The 15900-nt window shown below is 40.6% G+C and carries 17 protein-coding genes and 2 pseudogenes; 10 read left to right on the top strand and 9 right to left on the bottom strand.

The features are described 5' to 3' along the window. The 3 genes and pseudogenes from IM450_RS20645 to IM450_RS20635 all read right to left on the bottom strand — a co-directional run. Positions 1 to 485, bottom strand: a pseudogene (locus IM450_RS20645) (hypothetical protein); the annotation flags it as partial. A 13-nt stretch (positions 486 to 498) separates the two neighbouring features. Continuing rightward, on the bottom strand, positions 499 to 1683 hold the full coding sequence (locus IM450_RS20640) for a methyltransferase domain-containing protein (RefSeq protein WP_287688708.1): 1185 nt from the start codon (positions 1681 to 1683) through the stop codon (positions 499 to 501). A gap of 237 nt (positions 1684 to 1920) precedes the next feature. Then, positions 1921 to 2043, bottom strand: a complete 123-nt coding sequence (locus tag IM450_RS20635; RefSeq protein WP_287671083.1) for a hypothetical protein — start codon at positions 2041 to 2043, stop codon at positions 1921 to 1923. A 269-nt stretch (positions 2044 to 2312) separates the two neighbouring features. Here IM450_RS20635 and IM450_RS20630 point away from each other — a divergent pair, with 269 nt between their 5' ends. Next, positions 2313 to 2504 (top strand): DUF2949 domain-containing protein, encoded by a 192-nt coding sequence (locus IM450_RS20630; protein WP_002738067.1) that lies wholly within the window; start codon positions 2313 to 2315, stop codon positions 2502 to 2504. 153 nt (positions 2505 to 2657) lie between these two features. Here IM450_RS20630 and IM450_RS20625 read toward each other — a convergent pair whose 3' ends face one another. From IM450_RS20625 to IM450_RS20615, 3 genes are all read right to left on the bottom strand, one after another. Continuing rightward, positions 2658 to 3116 (bottom strand): nitrate reductase associated protein, encoded by a 459-nt coding sequence (locus IM450_RS20625; protein WP_287671081.1) that lies wholly within the window; start codon positions 3114 to 3116, stop codon positions 2658 to 2660. A 76-nt stretch (positions 3117 to 3192) separates the two neighbouring features. Continuing rightward, positions 3193 to 4032 carry a prephenate/arogenate dehydrogenase gene (locus IM450_RS20620; RefSeq protein WP_287671079.1) on the bottom strand — a complete coding sequence of 280 codons (840 nt, stop codon included), beginning with the start codon at positions 4030 to 4032 and terminating at the stop codon, positions 3193 to 3195. Positions 4033 to 4037: 5 nt separating this feature from the next. After that, positions 4038 to 4400: a cupin domain-containing protein gene (locus IM450_RS20615; RefSeq protein ID WP_004268745.1), complete on the bottom strand. Its 363-nt coding sequence runs from the start codon at positions 4398 to 4400 to the stop codon at positions 4038 to 4040. 104 nt (positions 4401 to 4504) lie between these two features. Between IM450_RS20615 and IM450_RS20610 the strand changes: the two genes are divergently transcribed. Beyond that, the gene (locus IM450_RS20610; protein ID WP_004268743.1) at positions 4505 to 4957 is read left to right on the top strand and encodes an SRPBCC family protein; all 453 of its coding nucleotides are present in this window, start codon (positions 4505 to 4507) and stop codon (positions 4955 to 4957) included. Positions 4958 to 5165: 208 nt separating this feature from the next. Here IM450_RS20610 and IM450_RS20605 read toward each other — a convergent pair whose 3' ends face one another. From IM450_RS20605 to IM450_RS20595, 3 genes are all read right to left on the bottom strand, one after another. Then, positions 5166 to 5471, bottom strand: coding sequence for a hypothetical protein (locus tag IM450_RS20605; protein WP_287671076.1), 306 nt, complete (start codon positions 5469 to 5471; stop codon positions 5166 to 5168). Positions 5472 to 5483: 12 nt separating this feature from the next. Continuing rightward, the gene (locus tag IM450_RS20600) at positions 5484 to 6380 is read right to left on the bottom strand and encodes a hypothetical protein (RefSeq protein ID WP_287671075.1); all 897 of its coding nucleotides are present in this window, start codon (positions 6378 to 6380) and stop codon (positions 5484 to 5486) included. A gap of 131 nt (positions 6381 to 6511) precedes the next feature. After that, entirely contained in the window at positions 6512 to 6736 is a 225-nt protein-coding gene (locus tag IM450_RS20595; protein WP_287671073.1) for a hypothetical protein, read from the bottom strand. A gap of 360 nt (positions 6737 to 7096) precedes the next feature. Here IM450_RS20595 and rfbF point away from each other — a divergent pair, with 360 nt between their 5' ends. The 8 genes and pseudogenes from rfbF to IM450_RS20555 form a co-directional block, all read left to right on the top strand. Continuing rightward, the gene (rfbF, locus tag IM450_RS20590) at positions 7097 to 7927 is read left to right on the top strand and encodes a glucose-1-phosphate cytidylyltransferase (RefSeq protein ID WP_046662580.1); all 831 of its coding nucleotides are present in this window, start codon (positions 7097 to 7099) and stop codon (positions 7925 to 7927) included. Then, positions 7912 to 9030, top strand: a complete 1119-nt coding sequence (gene rfbG / locus IM450_RS20585; RefSeq protein WP_287688707.1) for a CDP-glucose 4,6-dehydratase — start codon at positions 7912 to 7914, stop codon at positions 9028 to 9030. Before rfbF ends, rfbG begins: the two co-directional genes overlap by 16 nt. Positions 9031 to 9104: 74 nt before the next feature. Next, positions 9105 to 10445: a lipopolysaccharide biosynthesis protein RfbH gene (rfbH, locus tag IM450_RS20580; RefSeq protein WP_066029960.1), complete on the top strand. Its 1341-nt coding sequence runs from the start codon at positions 9105 to 9107 to the stop codon at positions 10443 to 10445. A 183-nt stretch (positions 10446 to 10628) separates the two neighbouring features. Beyond that, a complete protein-coding gene (locus IM450_RS20575) occupies positions 10629 to 11564 on the top strand; it encodes an NAD-dependent epimerase/dehydratase family protein (protein WP_004268731.1) in 936 nt (311 codons plus the stop codon). Between the two features lies 1 nt (position 11565). Continuing rightward, the gene (locus IM450_RS20570) at positions 11566 to 12507 is read left to right on the top strand and encodes a glycosyltransferase family 2 protein (RefSeq protein ID WP_287671067.1); all 942 of its coding nucleotides are present in this window, start codon (positions 11566 to 11568) and stop codon (positions 12505 to 12507) included. Between the two features lie 63 nt (positions 12508 to 12570). After that, a complete protein-coding gene (locus IM450_RS20565; protein ID WP_287671065.1) occupies positions 12571 to 14712 on the top strand; it encodes a hypothetical protein in 2142 nt (713 codons plus the stop codon). A 149-nt stretch (positions 14713 to 14861) separates the two neighbouring features. Then, positions 14862 to 15581, top strand: a complete 720-nt coding sequence (locus IM450_RS20560) for a Uma2 family endonuclease (protein ID WP_287671063.1) — start codon at positions 14862 to 14864, stop codon at positions 15579 to 15581. Between the two features lie 115 nt (positions 15582 to 15696). Next, a pseudogene (locus tag IM450_RS20555) lies at positions 15697 to 15900 on the top strand (hypothetical protein); the annotation flags it as partial.

Genomic DNA, 15900 nt, shown 5'->3' with positions numbered 1-15900 from the left:
TCGAAAAGGGGGTGGGGATTGCGACCGGATAGTGAACCGAGCGTTATGTAGTGCGCCAGAGGATTCATCCCGGAATCGGCCGCTTCCGGGCAGGTTTTGAGGTAGTATTCCGTATCGAAAAGGGGGTGGGGATTGCGACCGCTCGCCGCACCAACATCTAGATAATGGCCGAGGGGATCGATACCGAGCGCTTCTACTTCGGGATTTTGTCGGTAGTAGTAACCCGTATCGAATAGACCGCTCCGCCCGATCAGGTGGGCGATCTGGCGACGTTTCAACCGATCGGCGATTTGAAAAGTAATTGTCCAGTAGACAATTTTCAGGATTTGTCGAAAGGGCCTGACAGGAGAAAGATAGCTCCTTTTCAGGGTATTATTTAAGTATAAACGCTCTAGTTTCTGTTGTTTTTCTAAAAGTTTCGACTGATGGAACTGTAAATCGGTTCGCTCTACAATCTGTTCGTTTTCGCTCGTTTGATCGTTCATTTTCATTTGAATTCTATTTTACGTTTAATCCTAAAGCTAGTTTGACTCGAAACCAAAGTTGACGCAATTTCCAAAATTTACTGCTCTCGATCGCCTCAATAATATTATGAGCGCGACCCCATCCTTGTTGCGCTTGCTCGAGATCGAATTGTGACTGTTTCCACCGCCGACCGATTAGTCGTAATTCCTCCCGCGTCTGTTCCAACTGTAAGGAGATGGAGCCAGATTCCTCCCGCGTTTTTTCTAGCTGGCTGCGGGTGGATTCTAGTTCCCCCCGCGTCTGTTCCAACTGCAAGGAGATAGAGTCAGATTCCTCCCGCGTTTTTTCTAGCTGGCTGCGGGTGGATTCTAGTTCCTCCCGCGTCTGTTCCAACTGCAAGGAGATAGAGCCAGATTCCTCCCGCGTTTTTTCTAGCTGGCTGCGGGTGGATTCTAGTTCCTCCCTCGTCCTTTCTAGTCGATCTATACTTTGTCGATAGTTTTCTCGAAGTAAATTATGTTGATTCTCTAGAGATGAGGGAAATGCCCGTACAATGAATTGAAGAGTATCTATATCCGGTTCTTTCTCGAGTTTTTCGACTAAAGATGTATCATGCGAATAACTTTTTTCAAAAGGCATCTGTGTTCGTTCGGTCGCCTCGATAGAATACCCCGTATCGAAAAATAATTCTTCGAGAGTTTTACGGGTAAAAAACCGTAAATGAGTATTGTCTAAAATTCCTACCTCTTGATAATCGAAGTTTCCCTGTAGCAAAGATAGACGGATATTACCGTGCGCGATATTGGGAATTGATGCGACCACATAACCACTAGGAGCAAGAACTTGGTGAGTTTCTTGCAAAATACGCCAAGGATCGCGAAGATGTTCTAGGATGTCCCCAAATACAACCACGTCAAACAAGCGATCACTCAAAATTTCCGCTAGAGAAACTCTTTCTAGATCGACAGCAATGACTTCTTCACAAAAAGACCTCGCTATTTCAGCCGCTTTTTGGTTGATTTCAATTCCGATAACAGAACACCCTTTTTCGCGAAGAAGGCGTGCGAGATAACCAGTCGCGCACCCTACGTCTAAAACTTTCTTATTTCCTCCTATAAAATTAATCATTTTTTTTAAACTTGAATTGTTTTCGATATCTGACTCCTTTAAAGATTCGGGCAGTAAAGGATAATCTTTTTGCCAGTTGCCATTCATCATAAACGCCAATTCAGACTTAATTGCATAACCGTCCTATCTATCTTCGTAGAGTACCTCATTCCGGGTACGATAGTCAAGACATTTTCAAGGATGATTGTTAATTAAGTTTACCCATCTTTCTACCTCCTCTGGCTTAACGATTTAAAAATTCGTACCCTTGAGAAAGAATTGTCTTAATAGTCCATTTGCTGTTGATAATCTTGTAAAATCTCGATGGTTTCCGGTTCTGTGGAGCCATCATCGATGACAAGGATTTAAAAGTTTTGGTATTTTTGTACTAAAAAATGCGATCGCACCATCGAGATAGCGACCTTGATTATAGCAAGGAATAGTCACGGAAACTTGAGGAGCATGACTCATTGGGGGCAATTCTCTCCTACTCGAGCAAAAACTAGGTTATCAATAGCTTATCCCAAAAGCTCCCCTTTCTCGTTTTTCTGCCTCAAGGAAGTGTTGATATCCCCACTAGCAATTTCGGGATAGTAGGACATATTCTGGATAAATCCTTAAATTATTCTGATGGTTAAACAAAATCACCCAATTGGGTGATCCCCGTGAGGGAAGCATCTCTTTTTAATAGAGAATAAGTTATTCAATAATCAGATTGTCGTTATAAATGATCCTTAACCATGGAAGCTCATCAACAAAAACAACTCCGCACTTTCCTCTTGGAGAAATTAGCAATTTCCCCCCGTTCCCTCGATATGGCTGTGCGTCTCTGTGAAGCATCGGTGGGTTCTTTGCCGATGGTTTTATGGCAGTACGGTTTAATCGATTTGTCGCAATTGAATCAAGTTTTTGACTGGATGGAAACTGTCTAATTATTTTTCAAGAATAGGACATTAATTATCATTTTTATTAAGAGAGCAGCAAGTTACTGCAATTTATTTAATTTTATACCCCTTGATCGTCATTTTGCTTGTCATCACAGTAAGGTAGAAAGAAACTTAATTAATATGGCATCGGTTCTTCAGTTAGGAATCGACTATATGGAACTCTTTGATGGCTGGATAGAAGTTGAGATTTTCGTGACCAGGACGACTGAGTTTAATCAGGGCAAACCGTTGGGATGGTTGCAATTTTTGCCATTGTTCTAAACTAATTTCGATCTGGAATTCTCTGGCTTTTTCTCGGACTGTATCGGGTATCTGGCTATCATCTAGCCAAGCGGGATGCGGATCTATTGCCAGTTTTCCTGGGGGATTGCCAGTTTTTTCGGTGATTAATTTTTGCAGAAAATCTCGATAGATTTTGGCTTCTGCTGCCGTCGTACAAGCCATATTAACTAATACCATTCTTTCCGGTTGACCCAACTGCATCCAATGGGATAATTTTAATTTAACTCCACAGGTATCTAGTTTCATTCTCACGGTCATCGGTATACAACGTAAGGAGTCAACAAATTCGGCTTCAAAGTCGAAAAAGGTGGTCATATCATTTCATTGGGTTGCTGAGTATAAATCTATGATACAGTGCCGTGGGATAATTGCTAGGGGGAAAATGGTATTTTTATTGAATAAAATTGTCTCGATATTGATTACTATAAACGAGAATTTTCTCTAGTTCCTGCCATTTTTCTCCTGCAATATAGTCAATAATTTCATCAAGATTTTGCCGATAATTTGTCAAGGATATCAATAAAGCTTGACTATTGTATTTAGCCATCATTAAACCTAATTCGGGATTGCCACCACCGACGCGACTGGTATCGCGAAAACCGGAACTAGCTAAATTTTCCGCTAATTGGCGAATATTCAGGTCTTGTTCTTTCGCACAAGCTTGGATTAAACTGGTACTAATCATTACTGGCAGATGGGAAATCCAGGCCACGGCTCGATCGTGTTCTTCGGGGGAAGAATAATAAATTTTACAGCCTAATTTTTGTACTATTTCGGTTAAGATTTCCACGGCAAAATGAGGAGTAGATTCAAGGGGAGTAATCAGATAGGGGGTATTGACAAATAAACCCAATTGTGCTGCATTAATTCCCTGTTCAGTTTTCCCAGCCATAGGATGACCACCGACAAAATTCGGCCATAATCGACTACAATTGGTCACAATTGCCCCTTTAACCGATCCCACATCGGTGACAATTGCCTGTTTTTTTAAATAGGGAGTTAATTTTTCCAAAGTTGGCACAAGTAAATGTATGGGAGTACAAATAAAGATTAAATCGGCAGTAGCCAATAATTCTAAACTGGTACTAGATTCATCTACCACTCCTTTTTCTACGGCGATATCACAAGTGGATTGTTGACGAGAAACTCCCAAAACCTTATAAGCTTGTGATCGAAAATCTAAACCCAAGCAACCACCGATTAAACCCAGTCCGATAATGCCAATCTTCATTAGTTTTACTCAAAAATAATTTCGTCTTCTACTCGCCAAGCAGGATCGACAATGCACAAGAAAACTAATGGTTCCTCCCCACAATTATGAATATATTGTTTAGCTAGAGGAGGTATATAAATGGCGGCACCGACAGTCACTAATTGCACTTCCTCATCGATGTGCATTTCCCCTTGTCCTTGCATAATATAATAAACTTCCGCAGTTTTTAAAGCGTGGGGAGTAGAAGTTTCCCCCACATCTACCCGCGCATGGGCTAAACTATAACGTAGATTTAACGGTTGTTTATCGGGATGCAATAACTCGCGCAATCGGGTATGATCACCGGCGATGAATTCCTCACATTCGAGCAGGTTTCTGATTAACATAGTAAAATTAAACCGCGAAGATTGTTTTTATTTTATCATTGAGTCAAAGGCTAAAGACTAATAGCCGTTATCATAGAAATATTCAGCATCGCCAGAATTAACGAATGACTTGGTTAGAACATAGTGTACAGGTAGAAGTGGACGCGCCGATCGATCTGGTTTGGGAGCTATGGTCAGATTTAGAACAAATGCCCCAGTGGATGAAATGGATCGAATCGGTGAAAATTCTCGAGGAGGAGCCAGAGCTTTCCCGTTGGAAGTTAGCCAGTGGTGGTCTAGAATTTACTTGGTTGTCACGGATACTGAAAATTGTCCCCCACCAGATGATTCAATGGGAATCCGTGGACGGGTTGCCTAACCGCGGGGCAATTCGTTTTTATGACCGTCATGGTAGGAGTATTGTGCGACTGACAGCATCCTATGCTATACCCGGTTGGTTAGGAAAATTGATGGATAATCTTTTCCTCGGTCGAGTGGTGGAATCAACTCTGCAAGCAGATCTAGAGCGTTTTCGCCTTTATGCGCTCAATATTGTCAATAATACGCCGCCAAGGTGAGGTAATCACCGGTAATAAGCTGTTGACTATCTAAAGCACTTGTTAAGACTGTCTATGAGTAAGGATAGTGCGAGCATTTGTACTAAAAATTCCCATGCCCAGTTCAAATGCAGTACAGCTTATTGCTGACTACCGACAACCGACTCCCTAAAAGGAAAACTTCCTAAGAATATCCCGATTCAATTCCGCTATCATGGTTGAGGTATTTCTACTCGATTTTATAGAGATAGGCTTCTGGGGTTTCCAGAAGGGAAGTCATCGGGCGATCGAGAGGGGGAGTTTTGACGAGGGTAAAAATTGGAAATAAATCGTTCATTTGGATAGCCATTTTAAATTTCGGCTGGATGTAATAACTACCCGATGGGCAGGCATTGGTGATCTTTAGCTCTCTTTTGGTCATAAAGGTATCGATATAATCGTACTGACCATGCTCTTTTCTTTTGCCTTTCTTGGCTGGATCACAAAGGGTTAAACCGACCGGAATCTGATTGATAATTGCCACTGTATCGGCCACGGATAGGAGCCTTTAGGAACCGTATTTACTGGCAAGATAACGTTGATTGAAATAGAGATTAGTTGCGATAGAATAGCCGATGATAATTGCTAGAACTAGAGCGAGGATCCTGTGGAAAGTCTTAGTAAAGTTTAGATAGGCCAGACTAGAGATCGCCAAGAGGATAGGAGCAAACCAGAGTAAGATTTTACGATGGGAATAAAAATGCTCATCAGGATAATTAGAGGAAGCATAGAGAAAAATTATCCAAGTAATCGCCAAAAAGCCGATCAGTGTTTTATTGCCTCGATATTTTTTGATGACTATGTATAGAGAAATGCCGAAAAAAATAACCGAAACTACGACATTGAAAATCGATATATTGTCATTCAAAAAAAATACTTGATTGCCCAGATAAACCGTTTCCCAAATTGCTTTAAATAGACGAGTGAACAGATTGCTCGATGGTTCACCGCTCGCCCCCTTCGCCGTGAGTGCTCTCACGATTCCCCTCGTATTAGCGAAATTCCGAACGATCTCACTGTGCCAATACATAAATAAGGCGAGATTTGCCGAGAGAATCGATAGAAAAGGCAAAAGACATTTAATAGTATTCTTGCGATTTCGATAAACAAACCATAGACAGGCAATAACAGAAGTCGCTGGGATAATTAACATCGTGGTGGTGTGTAAACTCACCAATATAGCGACAGTAATCCCGAAGAATATCCAAGCTATAGCCTGATAGAGCAGCGGCTTACTCGTTTCCATCTGGAATCGATAGAGTAAAGCAAAAACGAGCAGGAAAAAGGGTATTGGGCTAGGGGCCCAGGAAAAATTATTAATAAAATAGTCCGCATAAATCGTGCTATACCAAAATCCTGCCAAACTGGACAGGAGAAGACGTTTATCTTTTTCTACATTTTCCAAAAGTTGATAAACAAAGTAGATTAAGAGCGGAATCGATAGAAAAGAAAATAGACCATTGGTAAGGACTTGAAATTCGGGAGCGGTACCGAAAATTGTCAGAGGGAACGCTAAATAACCATAGAGGGGAGGAATTACGAATCCATATTTTCCACCCCCCCCGCAGGTCCTAATTGAGGAAAGTTTCCCTTCCACATATCCATCCAAAAGTAACCACCGCTAATCTGATCGGGATCGGGTCCGATATCGAAGGTAACATATTCAAAAATACTGACAATCCTGGTGAAAAAGGCAAAGGCGATCGCTAGAATCCCTAAAATCAGTGCTGTTACTCGGACTTTATTGATTGATTTCCCCATAAGTGTCGGTATTTTTATCCTAAAATTGTCTAGTAGCTTTGCGACCGTATCCCCGAATATTTATCTTGGCATGGTAGCGCAAATTTCTAGTCCTACTCGGTTGGAATTTAGCTTTGCCGCTCAAGATGAGGTATAACCTGATTTAGCATCGCTGGCTGACGGACGAGTCCCGAAAACCAAAACCTCGTACCTCACCATTAGGACAACTGCCATAAGATTCAAGGGACTGTTTAACTATAAACTGCGTACACCCCCTCAACAAAAATTTTTTTAGACAAATCTTGTCCAAGATTGGGAACCCCGTGTTAAACTGCCTCGATAAGATGATGTCACTCTCAAGACCATTCACTATATAATCCAATGGTAATACAATCGGTCAGTTTAACAGTTAAGGACTATAAGTCTAATATTCCCGTGGCCATCTTGTGTGGTGGCAAAGGAACCCGACTGCGGGAAGAAACCGAATTTCGACCTAAGCCGATGATTGCCATCGGAAATCGACCGATTATTTGGCATATCATGAAAACTTATGCCCAATATGGGTTAACTGACTTTATGCTCTGTCTAGGGTACAAAGGGGAAATAATCCGGGACTATTTCTTTAACTATGATTGGAATCAAAGTGATGTCCTCTTAGAGTTAGGCAATAAAAAAGTGACCAAACTCGATAGTGGACACCAGGAGGAAGACTGGCGTATTTGGTTAATTGATACGGGACCCGAAACCATGACGGGAGGCCGTCTTAAACGTCTCACCCCTTACATAGAGAGAAGTGGAAGCGAGATCTTTTTGGCCACCTATGGGGACGGGGTTTGTGATGTGAATATTGCGGATCTGTTGGATTTCCATTACTCCCATGGGAAATTAGCCACGATGACGGCGGTTCGTCCTTCTTCTCGCTTTGGCGAGTTAATCATTGAGGGTAATTTAGTCACTCAGTTCCAAGAAAAGCCCCAAACGGCTGAAGGATGGATTAATGGGGGGTATTTTGTCTTAAATCGCAAGGTTTTGGATTTAATTGAGGGGGATGCGACGACTTTTGAAGCACAGCCCCTAAGAACCCTGGCTGCCTTGGGAGAACTCGCCGTCTATAAGCATGAAGGGTTTTGGCAGTGTATGGATACTTACCGAGAAATGGAAATGCTCAATCACCTTTATGACACTGGACAAGCTAGATGGAAAATATGGTAAAGAAAGCATTTTGGCCGGGCAAAAAAGTCTTTATTACTGGTCATACGGGCTTTAAGGGGTCTTGGCTGGGGTTTTGGTTACTCCATCTAGGAGCAGAGGTAAAAGGCCTCAGTTTAGCTCCCAATACCACCCCCGCCTTATTTGACCAATTAGACTTAGCTCAAAACCTGAGTCACCATATAGGAGATATTCGAGAGCCTGAGTTAGTGACTCGTTTAATCGCTTCATGGCAACCGGATGTAGTCTTTCATTTAGCGGCACAACCCCTAGTGCGGCTTTCTTATCTTGAGTCGGTGGAAACGTGGAACACAAATGTTATGGGGACTATTCACGTTTTAGAGGCCCTCAAAAGCCTGACTCATCCCTGTGCCGCCGTGTTTATTACTAGCGATAAGTGCTATGAGAATCGGGAATGGGTCTATGGTTATCGGGAAAATGACCCCTTAGGGGGTTACGATCCCTATAGTTCTAGCAAAGCTGGGGCGGAATTGGCGATCGCATCTTGGCGCAGTTCCTTCTTTAAAACCCCTCAAACCCCCATCGGCATTGCCAGCGCCAGGGCCGGAAATGTCATCGGTGGCGGAGATTGGTCCCTAGACCGGATTGTACCCGATGCCATGCGGGCCTTGATGAAGTCGGAACCAATTCCGGTGCGGAACCCTCTAGCGACTCGCCCTTGGCAGCACGTTTTAGAGCCTTTAGGGGGCTATTTACGGTTAGCTGAGTCTATTTATGAGCAGTTGATGACGGCTAACTGGCAGCAAGACAGCCGGGGGTTATATGGGGCGTTTAATTTCGGTCCGTCTCTGACTTCTAATCGCCCGGTTAAAGAGTTAGTTGAGTCTATTCTACAACTTTGGCCAGGGACTTGGCTCGATCAAAGTGATCCGAATGCTGTTCATGAGGCTAAATTGCTTAATCTAGTCACAGATAAGGCTTTTCATACCCTAAAATGGCAACCAGTCTGGGATTTTCGGCAAACCCTCAAGGAAACCGTGACATGGTACTATCAAGCGGCTCAAATGGACTCTGAAGATAAAGCACAATTCCAAGACCTTACCCGCCAACAAATCGAATATTATCAAAGTTGTTTGATCGATTAGCGAATTCAAGGCTGATAATAGTGCAAATTAAGTGATAATTAAGTTCAAATTTCTCCCCTGAAAGGAAATTAACCATGACTCAATCTATTTCTCCCCCCAATACCAATACTGAAACAGAACTGCGAGAGCAAGTCTTTCAAGCCGTACAAGAATACTATAAGCACAAATTCCAACCCCGGGCTTTTGTGGCGGGGCAGACCTATATTCCGGCATCGGGTAAAGTATTTGATCAGCAAGAATTAGTCAAATTAGTGGATTCTTCCCTAGATTTTTGGTTAACGACGGGCAGATACGCGGCAGAATTTGAGGAACGTTTTGCCCAGTGGATGGGGGTAAAACATTGTTTATTAGTCAATTCGGGTTCTTCAGCCAATTTAGTGGCTTTAAGTGCCTTAACTTCCCCTAAACTGGGGGAAAAACAACTTAAACCGGGGGATGAAGTCATTACCGTCGCCGCAGGTTTCCCGACTACAGTTAATCCCATCTTTCAAAATCAGCTAATTCCCGTCTTTTTAGACGTTAAATTACCCGGTTATGACCTCGACATCGAGCAACTGGAATCGGCCTTGTCAGAGAAGACTAAAGCGATTATGATTGCTCATACCCTGGGAAATCCCTTTAATTTAGAAGCGGTGATGGCTTTTGCCGAAAAACATGACCTCTGGGTGGTTGAGGATAACTGTGATGCGGTGGGAAGTCTTTATAAAGGGCAAAAAACTGGCACCTTTGGGCATTTAGCAACGGTTAGCTTTTATCCTGCTCATCACATGACTATGGGAGAAGGGGGCGCCGTTTTAACCAGCGATACCCGCTTGAAAAAGATTGTCGAGTCATTCCGTGACTGGGGGAGAGATTGTTGGTGTCCTCCGGGGGTAGATAATACCTGTAATAAGCGCTTCGGTTGGCAGTTAGGAGATTTGCCCTTTGGCTATGACCATAAGTACACCTATTCTCATGTGGGTTATAACCTAAAGATGACCGATATGCAAGCCGCCGTCGGGGTAGCGCAACTGGATAAATTGCCCGGATTTATCAAAAAGCGTCGGGAAAATTTCGACTTTTTGCATCAAAAGTTACAGGAGCTTCAAGATGTTTTAATTCTGCCTGAAGCCAGCCCCGATTCTGAACCGAGTTGGTTCGGGTTTCCGATTTTTGTAAAGGAAAATGCGCCTTTTAGCCGCAATGATTTAGTTAAGCATTTGGAGGAAAAACGCATCGGCACAAGGCTATTATTTGGAGGAAATTTATTGCGACAACCTCTTTATAAGGGGTTAAATTATCGAGTTATTGGGGATTTAAGTAATGCCGATAAAATCATGAGTAGTGTTTTTTGGCTGGGCATTTATCCCGGATTAACCGAGGAGATGTTAACCTATGTAGCAACGACTATCCGAGAATTTTGTCATGGCCAATAAAATTCCCCAACTTTTGGGACAAAATTTCAGGTTAAGGAAAATATGGCGGCTCTTCTCGTTTCTGTGTGGAAGGAAGAAGAATAGGGATAATTTTACAGAAGTATAATCTTCAAAGTCTTGCTAGGCAAGACTTCTAGGAATGGTGCGCCCTGATTATTACAGAAAGTCGAGAAGACCCAAAATATGAAAGTATTGATTACCGGTGCAAGTGGTTTTGTTGGTTCCCATGTAGCAAGGCTTCTAATAGCCGAAGGGTGTGAGGTACACGCACTTGTGCGAGAAAACGGCGAACAATGGCGAATTCAAGATATTCTCCCATCACTACATTTATGGCAATCTGACTTAGTAGCATTTGAAACAGTGAATGCTTATTTACAGAAAATCAAGCCCGAATTGTGTATTCACTTAGCTTGGTATGTTGGGTCAGGAAAACAACTAAATTCTCGGGAAAACTTGAATTCATTCCAGGCAAGTCTCAATTTATTCTCTCAACTAGCTGAAGTAGGTTGTAAGCGGTTTGTGGGTATAGGGACTTGTTTTGAGTATGATTTCAATCTAGGATATTTTTCTGAATCAAGTCCGACAAAACCCATCACCTTATATGCAGCGACCAAGGTGGCACTATTCACTATTTTACAACAACTAGCCCAGAGCGCCGAAGTAGAGTTAACATGGGTTCGTTTGTTTTATCAGTATGGTCCAATGGAGGATGAGCGACGGTTAATTCCGTCGGTTATTTGTTCACTGCTGCGGGATGAAGTGGTAAAAACAACTAAAGGTGAACAAGTTCTGGATTTCCTTCATGTTGAGGATATAGCATCAGCAATTTGGGCAGTTGCGAAGAGCAACGTTTCAGGTGTAGTTAATGTTGGTTCTGGTCAACCTGTAACCGTTGGACAAATAGCACTTGAACTTGGTAATTTATTAGGTAAACCTGATTTAATTCATCTGGGTGCTTTACCTTACCGTCCCAATGATCCCATGTTTATTTGTGCTAATAATGAGTTGCTTAGAAAAAAGACCGATTGGACACCTAAATATAATTTAACGACGGGATTAAAAAATACAATTGAATGGTATAAAGACCATTTAAACATAAATAAAATTGAGGAAATTTAAGATGAGTAAAAAATTAATTAGTGTTGTTACTCCTTGCTACAATGAACAAGATAATGTTGAGTTTTCATATACTGAGGTCAAAGAGATTTTTGCAAGATTAGAAAAATATGAATACGAGCATATTTTTATCGATAATGACTCTCAAGATAAAACAGTCAGTATATTAGAGCAAATCTCTCAAAGCGACTCTAGAGTCAAAATTATCATTAACGCTAGGAATTTTGGCTTTGTTCGTTCTACCTATTACGGCCTCTTACAAGGAACTGGAGATGCGGTTATTTTAGTCTTCGCCGATTGTCAAGATCCTCCCGAACTAATCGTCGATTTTTTAGAAAAATGGGAGGAAGGCTATCAAGTTGTTAAAGGAATTAAAAGATCTAGTCAAGAGAACTATTTGGTCTATAGTGTGAGAAGATTTTATTATTTTTTAGTTAGAACCCTATCAGAAGAGATTGACTTAACTTCTAATTTTACCGGCTTCGGTTTATATGATCACAAAGTGATAGAAGCATTGCGTTTGATCGATGATCCTTATCCCTACTTAAAGGGTCTTATTTCAGAAGTCGGTTTTAAGAGTGCTAAAATCGAGTATCATCAGAAAGTCCGAAAACGAGGTAAGAGTAGTTTTAATTTTTATCGAATGTACGATCTGGCAATGCTGGGCATCACTACCTATTCTAATTTTCCGCTAAGATTGGCGACAATGATCGGGTTCGCTCTATCTCTAGTGAGTTTTCTGGTCGGTCTGGTGACTTTGATTTTGAAGCTTCTGTTTTGGAACCTTTTCCCCATAGGAATAGCGGCGATCATTATCGGATTGTTTCTTTTTTCTTCTGTACAGTTATTTTTTATAGGTATTTTAGGAGAATACATTGGTTTGATAAATAGACGAAGCTTAAAAAGACCTCTAGTGGTAGAGAGAGCGCGAGTCAACTTTGATTAAGAGTTACCTAGCGATGTTCTTTAATCCAAATTGTAAAAGACAATAAATAAAGAGGAAAATAAAATGTATCAAATGAACAAAAATATGATCGATCAATGGCTTAAAGGAGTAGGAGCGTTCCTACTTATTTTTATTGATGTAAATTATCTTCTTACCACAAGATTTGAGAGCTTGAAAGGAAATGAAAGTTATGAAGCAATGTGGTATCTATTGGTTTTAACTTCAATTGTTGTTTTACCTATATTCTTGGGTAAAGTTTTGAACTATTCAAGTTCTATTTTATCAAAAATAATCAATAATTGGCAAGTCACAAATCAAAGTCGTAATCTTGAGTTTTTATTTTCGTGGGGACTTGGTCTTGTTTTCAACACGATAGCAATTCAAAGAATCTTTACCCAAGGATCTGGTCAAAGTCTCGGGTTATATATCATACCCGAGATGTCATCCAACTCAGATAAGCTGACAACTTATTTATCAAGCTTGAATTTTTCGTTGCTAATTCCAGTTGCATTAATTTTAACAGTTATTTTCTTTTTTCTATTACATTTATTTTCCCTTCGTAAATTTGTGAGAACATTATTGATTGAAAATATAGTTTTTATTGGAGTTTTAGTGACGGTGACATCAGTTGCTTGGAGTCTGGTTTATACTGATACATCGAACTACCATTTTAATGTGGTTCTCTTCCCATTAGCTGCCATTAATGGTGATTCCCCTTTTATTCCCCTTGTTGACGATGGATTTAAAAGTTTATATGGTGGATATTATCTTTGGCTTGGTCTACTATCACGATTAATGGGAAATAGTCTATTGTCTATTAAAATTGTTGTATGTAGTTTGATTGCTCTTCAGATTATTCTTTACTATTTAATAGCTAAGGCTATCTGCAAAAATCCATTGATCAGAATTTTGGTATTTATTAGCTGCCTATTTTGGAGTTATTTTTATGGAAAGGTAGTAAGCCAAGATTTATACTTTCAATATTTTCCTTTAAGAACTTTATTTCCTTGTCTTTTGCTGGTTACTTTGTTGTATATATCTGAAAAAAAGTTTTTTGATAAAGTTACTTTTTCTACGGGATTTTTAATAATTAACTTACGAGATTTGCTCCTAGATTTTCTAGTGGCAATGGCTCTATTAAGTAATCTTGATTCTGGTATCTCTGTCTTGATCATGTACTTCTTTATTTACATTTGGAACGAGTTGAAATTAGATGGTTTTAGCGCAAAAAACATGATTAAAAAATTAACGGGATTTAGTATAAATTTTGTAATTATCATTCTCGTAATTATTTTTGGCTTTAGAATTATTGCTGGAGAATTTATCAATTTTTATAACTATACGAGTTCTATTCTTAAATTTGGCTCTGGCTTTCTAGGTTTGCCTTTTCCAGATAATATATGGATGATATTTATGGTTGTTTACGGTTTTAACGTCATACAATCTTTTCAGAGTTCCATTGAGGATAAAAACGCTAAGTATCGTTTTGTAATTGCTATCTGGGGAATAGTTAGCCTCTTGTATTTTGTCAATAGAAGTCATCCTTGGAATTTGATATCTGTATCACTTCCCTTCTTTCTTTCCTATGGTTGTTTGATTGATTATGCCTTTAGTTCTTATCGAAAAAAAATGTCTGAATCTGACCCAGAATTGATGGAGAATAAAATGGAATTTAGGGAATTTTTGCCAATCCTATTGCCCAATTCTTTTGATTTATTAAGACTCTCCCTGATCAGTGTATTAATCATGCCTTTTATTATTATGTCCCTAATCGCTTGTGTAAAATTTATACCCGCAACGATATCCAATTTCCAATTCCCTAAAAGCTATTCGCAAATGTCTGCTTTAGCCAGCTTGTCTGAGAGAGTAGATACATTAGAAAAGCAATTAAACCGACCATCAATTCTCCTTTCAGGTTTATTTGAATCCTATTATTATCTTCACAAAAACAGAAAAGTATTGTTCTATCCCGAGATAGCTTCTATTTTCCCTGGGGACAATTCTTTTCAGTCCCGTTTTATTGATGCTCTCAAGAAATTCAATCCAATTGTCACCCTATGTCCCATAAATGTACCTTTCATAAAAGAAAATCTTTATGGCACTTTTTTACAATTACTCTATGAGAATAATTACAAACTTGTAGAGTCAGGGAAAAACATAGATGACCCTATCCTGAGAAATTGTAATATTTACATAAAAGATTAGAACTGTAATAAAGTGAGAGAATCTTGACAAAATCATATAACCTAAAACGAGCCGAGTGCTTGGCAGCACAATTGCGATCGCAATTATGTTGACATTGATGATGGTTTATGATAGGAAAGTGGCATCAGTTGTTCACCCCAACCTAACCAATGGCTCAAGAAACCCTCCTAATTGCAGCTAACCCACAAGGGATCAAGCTACCACCGACCCAAGATGAGCTACCTTCTGATGATGGTATTCCCATGGAAACCCAGCGACACGGACTGCAAATGCAGTTATTAGTTAGACCTCTCTCCTGGTGGTTAAAAACCCAGGGACGGGAAGCGTTTGTCGGAGGCAATATGTTTGTTTACTTTAGCCCCAATCAAGTGCGGAACGAAGATTATCGCGGACCTGATGTATTTGTCGTTGTGGACGTGCCTCGAAAAGAAAGGAAAAGCTGGGTCGTCTGGGAAGAAGAAAAAGCTCCTGATGTGGTGATTGAGTTGCTCTCTGAAAGTACAGCGAAAAAAGATAAAGAAGAGAAAAAGCTCATCTATCAGAATCGCTTACGGGTGACAGAATACTTTTGGTATGATCCCTTCGACCCAGAAGATTTAGCGGGACATCGCTTAGAAGGGGGTGTTTATAAATCTTTAAACCCAGATGCTCAAGGCAGGTTCAGCAGCAAAATATTAGGGCTGGTGTTAGTGCGGTGGCAGGGAATTTATGGGGATGAACAAGAGCCGATTACTTGGCTACGTTGGGCAACAGCAGAGGGGCAATTGCTCCCCACCATAGAGGAGTTGGCCGAGCAGGAAAAGCAACGAGCCGAACGCTTGGCAGCAAAATTAAGAGCGCTAGGAGTTGAAGTTGATGATAGTGTATGAAATAATTGCAGGCATTGTCCACCTACAGGTCTATTTTATAATTAATTTAATGCACCTACTTAGTCGTGGACAGTTTATGAGAGCTTATTAAATATAGGAAGGACTGTTTACGACAATGACACCATCTACAATTAATTTGTTCAAAAAATCACCGCCAATCACCTGGGAAAAACTGCCAGATGATTTTATTCTACCTGACGAACCTGTGGACAACAACTTGCAACCCCTATTAGCAGCAGCTTTACGAGAATCGTTAGAATTAGCAGGACTAATTCTAGAATCGATGCTAATTGCCTCTAATTTTGGCTTGTGTGCCACC

It is taken from the genome of Microcystis sp. M083S1 (genome assembly GCF_020246405.1).
GTDB classification, from domain to species: domain Bacteria; phylum Cyanobacteriota; class Cyanobacteriia; order Cyanobacteriales; family Microcystaceae; genus Microcystis; species Microcystis aeruginosa_C.
The sequence above is the reverse complement of the archived record's forward strand: the minus strand, read 5'-3'. Positions and strand labels throughout refer to the sequence as shown.